Source organism: Streptomyces longispororuber (assembly GCF_014656095.1).
In the GTDB taxonomy this organism is placed as follows: domain Bacteria; phylum Actinomycetota; class Actinomycetes; order Streptomycetales; family Streptomycetaceae; genus Streptomyces; species Streptomyces longispororuber.
Window position 1 is genome coordinate 41041 of record NZ_BNBT01000051.1, and the last position, 12383, is coordinate 53423.

14 protein-coding genes are annotated in these 12383 nt (G+C 74.5%); 5 read left to right on the forward strand and 9 right to left on the reverse strand.

Going from position 1 to position 12383, the window contains the following annotated elements; all coding sequences use genetic code 11:
* The first annotated feature begins 188 nt into the window (after positions 1-188).
* Together IE330_RS39000 and IE330_RS18045 are read left to right on the forward strand one after the other, a co-directional pair.
* A complete protein-coding gene (locus IE330_RS39000; protein ID WP_229925735.1) occupies positions 189-587 on the forward strand; it encodes a hypothetical protein in 399 nt (132 codons plus the stop codon).
* Positions 538-1464: a hypothetical protein gene (locus IE330_RS18045; RefSeq protein ID WP_229925736.1), complete on the forward strand. Its 927-nt coding sequence runs from the start codon at positions 538-540 to the stop codon at positions 1462-1464. The genes IE330_RS39000 and IE330_RS18045 overlap by 50 nt, the downstream gene beginning before the upstream one ends.
* Positions 1465-1721: 257 nt before the next feature.
* Here IE330_RS18045 and IE330_RS18050 read toward each other — a convergent pair whose 3' ends face one another.
* The 3 genes from IE330_RS18050 to IE330_RS18060 all read right to left on the reverse strand — a co-directional run bounded on the left by IE330_RS18050 (position 1722) and on the right by IE330_RS18060 (position 5515).
* Positions 1722-2537 (reverse strand): SDR family NAD(P)-dependent oxidoreductase, encoded by an 816-nt coding sequence (locus tag IE330_RS18050; RefSeq protein ID WP_190137065.1) that lies wholly within the window; start codon positions 2535-2537, stop codon positions 1722-1724.
* A gap of 173 nt (positions 2538-2710) precedes the next feature.
* Complete coding sequence (locus IE330_RS18055; RefSeq protein ID WP_190137066.1) at positions 2711-4201, reverse strand: alpha/beta hydrolase; 1491 nt, start codon at positions 4199-4201, stop codon at positions 2711-2713.
* A gap of 204 nt (positions 4202-4405) precedes the next feature.
* On the reverse strand, positions 4406-5515 hold the full coding sequence (locus IE330_RS18060; protein ID WP_190137067.1) for an alpha/beta hydrolase family protein: 1110 nt from the start codon (positions 5513-5515) through the stop codon (positions 4406-4408).
* 179 nt (positions 5516-5694) lie between these two features.
* On the opposite strand from IE330_RS18060, the gene IE330_RS18065 reads away from it, so the two are divergent.
* Positions 5695-6351 (forward strand): GNAT family N-acetyltransferase, encoded by a 657-nt coding sequence (locus IE330_RS18065; protein WP_190137068.1) that lies wholly within the window; start codon positions 5695-5697, stop codon positions 6349-6351.
* A gap of 107 nt (positions 6352-6458) precedes the next feature.
* A complete protein-coding gene (locus IE330_RS18070) occupies positions 6459-7316 on the forward strand; it encodes a PaaX family transcriptional regulator C-terminal domain-containing protein (RefSeq protein ID WP_229925737.1) in 858 nt (285 codons plus the stop codon).
* Positions 7317-7395: 79 nt separating this feature from the next.
* On the opposite strand, the gene IE330_RS18075 is transcribed toward IE330_RS18070, so the two are convergent.
* The gene (locus tag IE330_RS18075; protein WP_190137069.1) at positions 7396-7845 is read right to left on the reverse strand and encodes a carboxymuconolactone decarboxylase family protein; all 450 of its coding nucleotides are present in this window, start codon (positions 7843-7845) and stop codon (positions 7396-7398) included.
* Positions 7846-7927: 82 nt separating this feature from the next.
* Here IE330_RS18075 and IE330_RS18080 point away from each other — a divergent pair, with 82 nt between their 5' ends.
* A complete protein-coding gene (locus IE330_RS18080; protein WP_190137070.1) occupies positions 7928-8806 on the forward strand; it encodes a sigma-70 family RNA polymerase sigma factor in 879 nt (292 codons plus the stop codon).
* Positions 8807-8844: 38 nt separating this feature from the next.
* On the opposite strand, the gene IE330_RS18085 is transcribed toward IE330_RS18080, so the two are convergent.
* The 5 genes from IE330_RS18085 to IE330_RS18105 all read right to left on the reverse strand — a co-directional run bounded on the left by IE330_RS18085 (position 8845) and on the right by IE330_RS18105 (position 12254).
* Positions 8845-10005, reverse strand: a complete 1161-nt coding sequence (locus IE330_RS18085; RefSeq protein ID WP_190137071.1) for an oxygenase MpaB family protein — start codon at positions 10003-10005, stop codon at positions 8845-8847.
* A 164-nt stretch (positions 10006-10169) separates the two neighbouring features.
* Positions 10170-11222 (reverse strand): polyprenyl synthetase family protein, encoded by a 1053-nt coding sequence (locus IE330_RS18090; protein ID WP_190137072.1) that lies wholly within the window; start codon positions 11220-11222, stop codon positions 10170-10172.
* Complete coding sequence (locus tag IE330_RS18095; RefSeq protein WP_190137073.1) at positions 11215-11493, reverse strand: polyprenyl synthetase; 279 nt, start codon at positions 11491-11493, stop codon at positions 11215-11217. Before IE330_RS18095 ends, IE330_RS18090 begins: the two co-directional genes overlap by 8 nt.
* A gap of 153 nt (positions 11494-11646) precedes the next feature.
* Positions 11647-12024: a toxin Doc gene (locus tag IE330_RS18100; RefSeq protein ID WP_190137074.1), complete on the reverse strand. Its 378-nt coding sequence runs from the start codon at positions 12022-12024 to the stop codon at positions 11647-11649.
* Positions 12024-12254, reverse strand: a complete 231-nt coding sequence (locus IE330_RS18105) for a type II TA system antitoxin, ParD family (RefSeq protein ID WP_190137075.1) — start codon at positions 12252-12254, stop codon at positions 12024-12026. Before IE330_RS18105 ends, IE330_RS18100 begins: the two co-directional genes overlap by 1 nt.
* Positions 12255-12383 lie beyond the last annotated feature (129 nt).

The window sequence follows — 12383 nt, forward strand, 5'->3', positions numbered from 1 at the left end:
GGGCGACCAGTATTCCGGGGGTGATCGCCTGCGTCGCCGGGTTTTCGCGTGCGGTCACGCGGCCGGCACCGCGCCCCGCCGCCCAGCGGCTGCACGCACGACGCCGACCTTGGGAAGTGCTTAGGCTGCCGGGGAAGCCTGTCGTGGGACGTGGGCGGGCCCAAGGTCGGGAGTGGGGAGGGCGCGGGGTGCGTACGCCGGTCGATGGTGAAGTGTTCGTGCACTACAGCCAGATCTGCGTCGAGAGCGACCCGGACGGCGACGGTGCGGACCTTGAGGGTGCGTTCGCCGGGCAGAGCGCGGGGCTGTGCGGGGCGGGGATCCCTGGAGCGCTGTGGCTGTCGACGGGCTTGCACACGGGCGACGTACCGTTCCGCGTGGAAGTGCACGACCAGGCGCCACCGTTGGACGACGCGTGGGAGGACGTCGTGGAGGTGTCCTTCCGCCCGGTGTCGGCGCACACGGTACTGATGCAGTGGGCGGGTGAGGACACATGGGAGTTGGGGCTGCGACAGGTCGACTACCGGGTACGTTACTGTGCGCGAGGGATGGACGAGGGCGACAAGGCTCGATACGCGGACGGATGACGAACCCCCGCCGGCGGAACGCTATCTGCTGCAATTCTGGCCTGCTCCTCCCTCGCCGGACCGGGTCCTGAGGTGTGGTTCGCGGTGCGCCGCCCACCGGCACGACTACGCGCGCCGACTGCCGCCACCGCCCACCCCCGAGGAGCGCGCCGAGGCCGAGCGCCTTGCCCGCCTGGCGGAGGAGGAGGCCGAACGGCAGCAGGAGTTGGCCTACGAGCGCTGGGAGTGGGGCGGTCGGCTGCCGAGCGAGGCCTTGCGCCGGGTCGAGGGCAACGTGCTGGGCGTACGTGACTTCGACCCGGACCTGGTGCACGCGATCGACGCCGCCCCTGTCGTGGTACAGCGCGCGGTGGCGCTGCTGGCGGCTCGCCGCGCCTGCGAGGTGTCCGGCCTCGGCGGCATCGGCTGGATCGAGGAAGGGCTCGCCGCACTGGCCGCGGGGCGAGAGCTGCCCATGCTGTACGCCGACGAGGAGCGGGTATGGGACCGTCTCGACGCCGACCCGCGTGTCCCCCAGCGCACCGTCCGCCGACCCACCGCGCCCCGGCGGCCCCCGTTCCGTCCGCTGATGCTGCCGGACGGACAGCACGCGGAGGAGGACTGCGAGGAAGCCCTGGTGCTGGGGCCCGCCGGCCGCACCCTGTCATTCCGTACCTCCGAGAGGGACGTACACACAGTGGTGGCCCGGATCGGCGGCGCGGCGGGGCCCTTTCCGGTCCTGGAGATGTCGCAGCCGCACTCGGCCCTGTCCGCGCTGATGGGTGCCGCCGAGGCGGACCCCCTGCGGGCGGCGCTCGACGCGGTGTACTCGGCGATATGCGCCTACGGCGAGGACTACCCCGTGCTCCTGGAGGAGGTCGCACGCGCCTGCGCGTAAGGCGCCGCGGTCCTCGTACCTGGTCACGGCCACCTCCGACTCGTGCACGGGGGAGGCTTTCCAGGGGTACGGACGGTGGGCGAGGATGGAGATCGACAAGGAGCCACAGGGCTCCGCCTGAGCCGCACGCCAGAACTCCGTCTCGCCCTGAACCGGCCGCGGCCTCCCTCGATGGTCGGGGTCGGTCCGTTCCTTCCCAGGCCGACCCCGGCCCCGCAGGCGCTCCCCCTCCTGGGCAGGCCCCGTCCGCGGCCCCGCTACTGGCGCGGGGTGCGTGCCTCGATGCGGTGGTCGAAAGCGGCTCCGCCGACGCCGACCGCGGTGACCCCGCCGTCGATGGTGAGGACGGCCCCGTTGGCGTAGGACGCGGCGGGCGACAGCAGCCAGTTGATCGCCTCGGCGACCTCCCGGGGCTCCCCCGGCCGCCCGGCCGGAGTCAGCCGGTTGGCCTCCTCGTACGCCGCCTCGGTGCCACCCTGAAGGCCCGCCTCCGCCGCGAACCGCGCCATCCGCTGGTCGGCCATCTCCGTACGCACCCAGCCCGGGCACACCACGTTGGCCCGCAGCCCCTGCGGCCCGTAGTCGACGGCCAGGGAGCGGCAGAGGTGGAGCAGGGCCGCCTTGGACGTCGCGTAGGCGGCGTTGCCGGGGCTGTTGCGCAGGGCGCCGACCGAGGCCACGCCGACCACCGCGCCGCGCGCCGCCAGCAGATGCGGCAGCGCGGCGCGCAGCAGCACGAACGGGCCGGTCAGGTTGGTCCGTATCAGCGCCTCCCAGTCCTCCAGCGTGGTGTCACCGACCGCGCCGCCCCGCCCGATCCCGGCGTTGAGCACCAGCCCGTCGAGCCGCCCGTAGGCCCTCACCGTCGTGTCGACGAGCTCGCGCACGGCCTCGGGATCGGCGGCGTCGGAGGGGTGGGCCAGCGCTCCGGTCTCCTCGGCCACCCGGCGCAGCGGCTCGGGCCGCCGCCCGGAGATCACGACCTGATGCCCGGCCGCGCGCAGCAGCCGGGCGGTGGCGGCCCCGATCCCCGTCCCCCCGCCCGTCACCAGGACAACACGCTGTTCCGCCATGGTCGTTCGCCTCCACTGCTGGTCTACTTCCGGTCCCCGTACAGTGATCTTACGGATGCGGACGCCGGGTCAGGCCCGTACGCCGGGTCAGGCTCGTACGCCGGGTCAGGCTCGTACGCCCGGTGGAGCCCGTCATCGCTCGGGAGTTGGACGTCATGGACGGGAGGGGGATGTCACCGGCCGCTCTCCGGCTTCGCGCAGGTCACGTCGGTGCCGGGCAGCGTGCCGTCGCGCAGGTAGGTGTTGACCGCGTCGTCGGCGCAGGGGACGGGGGTGAGGCCGTCGTTGCCGCGCCCGTAGACGCCGTGCGCGCGGATGTCCGCGGTCAGGAGGCGGGACCCGGTGAGCGCGTGGTGCAGGGCGAGTGCGCCTTCGTAGGGGACGTTGTTGTCGTGGCGGGCCTGGAGCAGCAGGACGGGCACGTCGTTGTGGATCCTCGTGCCGGGTTCGCGGGGCTCGGGCTTCCAGAACGCGCACGGGGCGATCATCCCGTTGACGTACGGCCCGAAGACCGGCTGGGTGGCGCGGCTGCGCTGCATGTTCCTCCAGTACGTCTCCGGGTCCTTCGGCCAGCCGCCCGCGGGCCACCCGCCGTCGCCGCACATGAAGAGGGCGCCGCCGACCATGCTGTTGGCGAGGTCGGGCGAGGAGAGCAGGTCGAGGAGGCCGGAGAGCGCGGGCCCCGGCTCGAACTCCTTCCCCGCCGCGGCCTTCTTCAGGTCGCTGACGACGCTCGCGAGTCGCGGGTCGTTCTCCTCGTGCTGGACGAGCTGCTTGAAGATCATGCGCAGCAGTGGTGCGTCGAGCCGCTGTCCCTTGACGGTGAGAGGGTGCCGTTCGGCGCGTGTGAGCAGGGCGAGGACGTCCGCGCGGACCCGGCCGCGCAGGGCTTCCTCGGCGGGCCTGCCCGACCGCTGGAACAGTTCGTACTGCGTGGCCGCGGGGTCGGTCGAGGAGTCCAGGACGATCCGGTCGGCGCGGCGCGGGAAGAGCTGGGTGTAGACCGCGCCCAGGTCGGCGCCGTACGAGACGCCGTAGTACGACAGCTCGCGCTCGCCCAGGGCGGCGCGGATGGCGTCCATGTCCCGGGCGACGTTGCGGGTGGAGGCGTGCGGGAGCAACTCCGCGTTGTCGCCTTGCTCCTGGCAGCGGCGCGCGGTGTCGCGCGCGGCCCGTACCGAGGCCTCGAAGTCCTTGCGCGGGGTGGTGGTCCGCGCGGGCGGGGCCGGGCGCGGGGCGGGCCCGCAGCCGATGGGGGTGCTCTCGCCGAGGAAGCGGGGGTCGAAGCCGATCAGGTCGTAGCGGTCGGCCACGTCCCGCAACGCCGGGCGCAGGGCGAGGGTGTGGGCGAGGCCGGTGCCGCCGGGGCCGCCGGGGTTGGAGAGCAGGATGCCGCGCCGCTCGCCGGGGGACTTCGCCTTGACGCGGGAGATCGCGATCTTGATCGTACGGCCGCCGGGGTCGGCGTGGTCGAGCGGCACGGTCACCTTCGCGCACTGCGCGCCCGCCTCGGCCAGCTCCTTCTGGTCCGCGGGGCAGGGACCCCAAGCGAGGGGCGCCCGGGGCTCCTTCGCAGCCCCCGGCGGGGCCGCCGAGGCGGTGGCCCCACTCACGAGGAGACCGGCGAGGCCCAGGCCCGCGGTGACTGCTGACGCGACGCGCATCGTGCTCCTTGGTGCGGCGGTGGACGCCCCGGCCGTCCGGCCGGGGAAGATCACCACCACGCTAGGCACACGGGCGGTGCCGGACCATCGGGCCAGCGGGCCAACGCGCCCTGGGGGCAGCCCCCGTAGGGTTCTGGGGCTGCCCGGAAGCGCCGCCGCCACGGCGGGTGCGCGAGGTGCGGGGCGAGCGGCCTCAAGGGCCGGTCAGGGGGCTGCCTTGCCGGTGTCCGGCCGCCCGCCCCTCTCGTCGCCCCCGCCGCCCCCGTCGCCGTCGGGCAGTCCCCGCAGGAACCGGGCCTGGTCCGCGAGGAACCCGTCGGTGTAGACCTTCCTGGGCGCGGCGATCGCGGTCAGGGTCAGGCGCCACCCCGAGCGCTCCAGGTCGTGATCCACCATGGCGTGCGTGGCGCCGGGGTAGCGCGCGAGGGTCAGGGACCGCGGGGGCAGCACCGCGCGGTAGACGGCCTCGGTCTCGGTGACGTCCACGTTGACGTCATGACCGGCCAGGGCCAGCAGGGTCGGCGTGCCGCGCGAGGCGTACAGGTCGGCGGTCGCGTCCGAGCGGTAGTTCTTGGAGACGAACGACCAGCGCGCCGGTGTCATGCCGTCCACGTCGCCGACCGCGGCGCGGTACTCGGCGAAGGACGCGCCCCGTTCCAGCAGCTCCAGGGTGGTCCGGCTGCGGCGCAGCGCCGCCGCGCGCTCCCGGGCGGTCGCGCCGTCCCTGCGCAGTTCGGCCAGGAGGTTGTAGCGGCCCTGCCGCAGCCAGTTGACGGCCGGGGAGACGGCGATGACGAACTGGAGGCGCCGGTCGCGGGCGGCGACCTTCGGCAGCACCCAGCCCGCCTGGCTCGCTCCCCACAGGCCGACGCGGCGGTCGTCGATGTCCGGCCGGGCGCGGGCCCAGGCCACGGCGGCCAGGGTCTCGTCGGCGCGGTCGGCCATGCTCTGGTCGAGCCAGTCGCCCTCCGAGCCGCCGGTTCCCGGCTTGCTGTACGACAGCGAGGCGTACCCGGCCCGGGCGAAGGACTCCCACAGCGGCCGGTAGAACGTCTCGTGCGTCGCGTCGACCGGGCCGTCACCGTGGACGAAGACGACCAGGCCGAACGGCCCGTCACCGCTCTCGGGCCGGGCCAGCACCCCCTTGAGCAGCTTGCCGTCGTGCCGCAGCGACACCGTCTCCTCGCGCAGCGCGTAGGTGTTCTGCCACACCACCACCCCGACGATCCCGGCACCGGCCAACACCACTCCCACCAGCGTCCACACCAGCCACCGCCGCCGGAGCCACCTCGGCGTACGGAGTCGTCCGCTCATGCCCATGCCCCTGCCCATGTCCCCATCCCCGCCCCGTGCCATTCGTCCCGTCCTGTCCGCCCGGTCCATCCGTCCAGGTCCCGCGCATCGTCATTTTCGTTCACATCAGGAACGCTCGTTTCGAGAATGAGCGTATTACACTCGCTAGTACGAGCACACAGGGAGCCGGAGGGAGCGGTATGGGCACGGCAGAAGGCACGGCCGATGGGGTGCGGCACGAAGGGCCGTTGGTGCGCAGGGGTGTGCCGGAGGGCTGCGAGGAGCAGGTGGCGGCGCTGTACTGGGAGGCGTTCGGCCGCAAGCTCGCCCCGGCCCTGAATCCGCCCGACAAGGGGCGGGCGTTCATCGCGGCCCACCTGCGGCACGACCGGGGCGTGACCGCGCTGGCCGACGGCCGGGTCGTGGGCGTGGCCGGGTACCGCCTCGGCGACCGCGCGCTGACCGGCGGCGGCGTCAAGGACGTCCTGTCCGCGTACGGGCCGGTCCGCGGGCTGCCGCGGCTTGCGCTGCTCGCCCTGTTCGAGCGGACGCCGGCGGCGGGCGAGCTGGTGATGGACGGCATCGCCGTCGACGCGGCGCACCGCGGCGCCGGCATCGGCGGGGCGCTCCTGCGGGAGGTCGCGGCCGTCGCGGCCGAGGCCGGCTGCCACCGCGTCCGCCTGGACGTCATCGACGTCAACCCCCGTGCACGGGCGCTGTACGAGCGGCACGGCTTCACCGCCGTGCGCACCGAGCAAACCCCTTACCTGCGGCGCCTGATGGGCTTCGGCGCCGTGACGACCATGCACCGCCCGGTCACCGCGGCGGACGCCACCGGCGTACGGGAGGCACGGTGACCCCAGGCACCACCGCCACCACCGCCGATACCGACACCGGCACCAGCACCGGCTCCGGTTCCCCGGCCACCACCGGCGGCGCCCAGGACCGGGGCGACCGGCCGGAGATCCCCACCCGGCTGCTGGTGCACGCCCTGGTCCGCGAGGACGGCACCGTCGACGCGGGTGAGCTGTACACCGTCGCCGGTCTCCTCGGCATGACGGACCAGCAGGTCAGGCTGTGCGTCAAACGCCTGGTCACGGAGGGCCGGTTCACCCAGGAGGGCCGCGGCCGCAAGGCGACCCTGCGCGCCGTCGCCGACGTGACCGGATCGCTGGCGCCCGACGCGGCCTACGTCCGCCACGCCTACCGGCAGGACGCCGGGCTCGCGCCCTGGGACGGCACCTGGCACCTGTTCGCCTTCGCCGTCCCCGAGGCACGCCGCACCGCGCGGGACGCCCTGCGCGAGCACCTCCTCCACCTCGGCGCCGCGCCCGTCCAGGGCGGTCTGTACGTCACCGCCAACGACGTCACCGGGCTCGTCGAGGCCCAGGCCCGCCACCTCGGCGTCCTCGACACGCTCAGCCACGCCTCCAGCACCGACCTGCGCGTCGGCGGTGTCACCGACCCGCGCGCCCTGGCCGCCGCGCTGTGGCCCCTGTCGGAGATCGCCGAGCGGTACGAACGGCTCGCCGCCTTCGCGGGGTCCCGCCTCGCCCGCCTCACCGAAGGGCCGGAACCGTCGAGCGCCGAGCGGCTCACCACGGCCGTGGAGCTGGCCGCCCACTTCACCGCGGCGATGGGCCCCGATCCGCTCCTGCCGCCGGAGCTCCTGCCCGCGCCCTGGCCCGGCAGCCGCGCCCGCCACCTGGCGGCCGCGTACTGGGCGGCGCTCGACGGGACCGGCACGGCCGGTGCCGCACCCGCCCCGCGTCTGTTCGCGCTCTACGACGAGGCGCTGCGCCCGGCGGACAGCGACGGGTAGCGCCGGGTCGGCCGGTCGCGCCCCCGGATGCGGGAAGGAGCGCCCCTTGCGGGATGCCCCGCGGGGGCGCTCCCCCGGTTCACCAGGTCTTGCCCGCCTGCTCGCGGGTCGTACGGTTGATGCGGTTGAAGAAGTTGGTGAGTGCGATCTCCAGGGTGAGCGCGCTCAACTGTTCCTCCCCGAAGTGGGCGGCCGCGGCGTCCCAGATCGCGTCGGTCACGCCCGGGGCGCCGTCCTGGAGCCGGGTGGCGGCCTCGGTCAGGGCGAGGGCCGCCCGCTCCTGCCCGGTGTAGAAGGGCGTCTCGCGCCAGGCGACCACGTGGTGCAGCCGCTCGTCCGTCTCACCGGCCTTCCGCGCCGCGTCGACCGAGGAGAAGACGCAGGGGGCGCAGCCGTTGATCTGGCTGGTCCGCAGGTGGATCAGCGACAGCAGGCGCCGGTCGACGCCCGCGGAGTGGATCACCTTGTAGAGGTGCTGGATCGCCGTGATCATGTCGGGGTGCACGGGGCCGGTCGTACGTGCTGGCATCGGTGCCGCTCCTTCTTCGGTTACCTGTGCCCTTCCGGGCTCGTCACCTCCATGACGGAGTGGTTCCGAGGGAGGTAACACCATGCCTGACACCAGCCCGGCGGCCCCGACGGCAGAGGCGTTCGAGGCCCACCGCGACCGGTTGCGCGCGGTCGCCCACCGCATGCTCGGGTCGTACGCCGACGCCGAGGACGTGGTCCAGGAGGCCTGGCTGCGCCTGTCCCGCCAGGACACGACGGCCATCCACAACCTGGCCGGGTGGCTGACCACGGTGGTCGGCCGGATCAGCCTGGACGTGCTGCGCGCACGCCGGTCCCGCCCGGAGGCGACCTACGGCGACCGCCTGTCCGAGTACGTGGTGACCCTCGACGACGGCCTCGTGCCCGAGGACGACGCGGTGCTCGCCGACTCGGTCGGGCTCGCGCTGCTCGTCGTCCTGGACTCCCTCGGGCCGAGCGAGCGGCTGGCGTTCGTGCTGCACGACTTGTTCGCGGTGCCGTTCGACGAGATCGGCCGGATCCTGGGCAAGTCCACCGCCGCCGCGAAGATGCTCGCCAGCCGCGCCCGCGGGAAGGTGCGGGCGACCGAGCGGCCGGCCGGCGCGGGGCGGGAGCAGCGGGAGGTGGTCCAGGCCTTCCTGGCGGCGGCCCGGCGCGGCGACTTCGAGGAGTTGCTGCGCATACTCCACCCGGAGGTGGAGCTGACTGTCGACACTCCCTCGGGCGTGTTCGTCACCCTCGGCGCCACCAAGGTCGCGGCCGGGGCGCGCCTGTCCGCCGGCGCGGCCGCGCACGGACGGGCGGCGCTCGTCAACGGCCTCCCGGGCCTCGTCTCCTGGCGCGAGGACGGCGCCCCGCTCTCCGTCGTGGCGTTCACCGTCGTGGACGGCCGGATCACCGGCATGACGGTCGTGACCGACCCGGCCCGGCTCGCCCTGATGGACCTGCCGCGCCCGGCGTGAGCCCCTGCCTGTTCCCGCCGTCCCGTGGTCCTCTCGTACTAGGGGATCGTGGCCGCGGGCGGCGTCCAGCGGCGGGACGGGGGCACGGTGGCGCTGACGCCGAAGTCCTTCTTGAGTTGTTCGGGGATGGCGTAGTGCATCACGCGCCCGCGGGTGAGGGAGGACAGCTCCAGGACGGTGGTGAGGTGGCCGAGGCGGTCCAGTGCCCAGGCGCCGAGCGGGGAGCGGTCCTCGACGGTCTCCAGCACGCCCAGCAGCCGGGGCACGGCCTTGACGAGGGTGTCCCACGGCGTGCGGGTCACCTCCAGCCAGTCCGCGCAGGTGTCGCCGACGAGGTAGCGGATCAGGGCGGACACGACGGGGTCGAAGAACGTGCCCGGCACGACGTCCTCGTAGAGGTCGACGAGCTGCCGGGTGAGGTGGACGCCCTCGGCGGAGGGCCCCATGTGCCGGACCATGTACAGGTCGAGGAACGCGCGCGCCTCGTCCAGGGTCGTGGGGACGGCGTCCTGGTCGACGCCGAGCATCGCGCCCACCACGCGCCAGGCGTAGTAGTACGCCTCCGCGCCCTCCTGCGACATGTGGATGCCGAGGCGGTGCAGCGAGTCGAGGACGAGCAGGGAGAAGAACATCTGCCCGCCGATCATGTCCTCCTGGCAGATCGGCACCCCCAGGGCCCGGGCGTCCCAGCGGTTCTCGCGCGTGAGGTGGTGGCGGATGGAGGCGTGCAGCAGGCGGACCTTCTGCGCGGCGGGGATGAAGCGGCTGCCCGCTTCGAAGGCGTCGGGCCGCATGAGGAGGACGGTGAACTGGCCGGTCTCCGCCATGCGCTTGGAGGGGTAGTTCAACCCGTGGGTGGTCGACAGGAGCCGCGCCACGTGCGGTACGACATAGCAGGCGGGCATGGAGGCGAAGGACAGCGCGGTGGAGATGTGCACGTTGTTGTCAATGAAGAACAGCCGGGCCTTCTCCATCGTGTCCCAGTCGACCCACGACGGCGGCGCGCCGGTCGCTTGCAGGTACTCGCGGGCGACCTCGGGCAGCCCGTCGGGGAGGGGCGCGCCCGCGGTGGAGACGTAGCGCATCAGGGTGTTGAAGGTGCCCACCTCGCCCCGTTCGAAGAGGGTGGCGACGGTGGCGTCGGCGAGGTCGTCGCCGGACCGGCGCAGGGCGTCCATCGACGCTTCGGTGTGGGTCATGCCGGAACTCCTACGGTGCGGGTCGCGACGTGTGGGCTTCTGCGGTGCGGGTCGTGCCGAACTCCCGGTGAGGGGACGGGTTTCCGTGTGGGTGGGGGCGGCCGGTGAGCGCGGTCCGCCGCCCCCACGGCAGGGGTCAGGCCCTCCGCCCCGGGGGGCGGGGGTCAGGTCGAGCGGTCCGTCGCGGTGTGCGCCAGCGCGGTCAGGGCCGTGGCCGCGTGCGCCGGGACGTCCAGCTCGTGCAGGGCGGCGAGGGCCGTCCCGACGCGCGCGCCGATCATGTCCTCGACGCGGTCCGGCGCTCCCAGGCGGCGCATCACCTCGCGGACCGCGTCGAGGCCGTCGGCGTCCAGGTCGCGCCGTCCGAGCAGGGCGCGCAGGCGCTCCCGCTCGGCCTCGTCGGCGAGGCGCCAGGTCTCCGCGAGGAGCGCGGTGGGGCGGTGGGCGCGTACGTCGTCGGCGTTGGCCTTGCCGGTGCGTCCGGGGTCGCCGAACAGGCCGAGCAGGTCGTCCCGCAACTGGAACGCCTCGCCCAGCGGCAGCCCGTAGGCGCGGTAGCCCTCGCCCAGCCGTCCGTCGGCCCCGGCCAGCGCGCCGCCGATCAGCAAGGGGTGCTCGACGGTGTACTTGGCGGTCTTGTAGCGGATCACCTTCAGCGACGCGGCGGTGTCCGGCTCCGCCCCGGTGCGCAGGATGTCCAGGCACTCGCCCGCGACCAGTTCGCGGGCCAGGACGGTCCACAGGGGGCGGGCCCGGGCCAGGTACGCCGCGGGCAGGCCGCTGGTGGTGAACAGCTCCCCGGCCAGCGCCATCAGCAGGTCCCCGACCAGCATCGCCAGGGAACGGGCGGCGGCCACGGCACGCGGGCGACGGCGTACGGCCGCGCGCAGCGCGACGTGCGCGGTGGGGCGGCCGTGCCGCAGCGCGCTGTCGTCGACGAGGTCGTCGTGCACGACCGCGGCGGCGTGCACCAGCTCCATGGAGGCCGCCGCGCGCACGAGCGCGTCGCTGTCCGGCTGCCCCGCCGCGCGCCAGCCCCAGTAGCAGAACGCCGCGCGCAGCCGCTTGCCGTCCGCGACGGCCGCCTCCACCTGCTCGGCCACCGGCCCCAGCACGGGGTCGACGGCCGCCAGGTGGTCGGCCTCCCGCGCGACGAAGGCGCGCAGCACCCCGTCGACGCGGCCCTTGAACGCGGTCGGCTCCCAGGGCTCAGCCATCGCCCGCGGCCCGCCGGGCCGTCGCGTGCCGGGCGAGGACCTCCAGGTGGGCCGGGGGCACGGCCGCGTACCGGTCCAGTACGAGACGCCCGCGGGCCCTCAGGTCCCGCTCGGCCTCCGCGGCCAGCTCCGCGGTGTCCGAGCGGCGCAGCAGTCCGCGCACCGTACCGGCGGCCGAGCCGAGGGCGCTCACCGCCAGATCGGCCAACCCGGCCACCAGGAGGACCGCCTGCTCCTCCGGGCCTCCGTACCGTCCCTCGCTCCGCGTCACGCCCGCCCCTTCCGTTCCGCGTCCGAACGGTGCCGGTCGGGCACCGCCCCACTCAGGATCGCGCCGCAGCCGGGCGCCGGGAGGGCCGGACTCACGATCGGGCGACCGCCCCGCACGTCCGTACGAGACGTGGCGCACGCGGGACGCGCCGCGTCACAGCCTCCAGGACCGCAGCGCGGCGGCGACGGCCCCGACCCGCGACCGCTCGTCCCGTACCGCGCGCACGAGGTCCGACAGGGCCCCGTAGGGCGGGTCGATCCCCTCGCCGGACTGGGCCATGTACTGGGCGGCGACGAAGGCCGCGAAGAGGCTGTTGCGGTGCGGCAGCGGCTCCAGGCGCACGATCGTGTGCAGGAGCGCGGCGGCGCGCCAGGCGGCGTCCGGGTCGGAGGCCTCCAGGCTGGGCAGCCGCGTCTTGTGCCGGGCGACGGCGGCCACCAGCGCCGAGTAGTCGGAGACGGACACGTCGTCGTGGCCGAGCGCGGCCTCCTGGACGTCCAGGAGCCAGGAGACGTCGACGTACAGCACCATCAGGCGGCCGCGGCCCCGTCGCCGGGAGGCTTCTCCTCGGGGAACGCCTCGTCGAACTCGCCCCGCAGCCGGTCCGCCCACGCCCCGCAGCCGGCGACGAACTGCCGCCGGTGCAGCTCGCGGACGCCGAGGTCGTGGAGGTACTGCTTGAGGCTCTTGCCCTCGGCGGCGGCGGCCGCGCGCACGGCCTGCATCTCCTCGTCCGTGAAGGACACATTCAGCGACGGCATACCCGGATGGTACCTAACAGGTACCGCGTCCGGGACCGTACCGCGGCGCCCCCCCTTCCGTCCGCCGCCCGCCGCCCACGGCCCGCCGTCCACCACCCGCCGCCCGCCGCCCGCCGCGCGTCGCCCGCC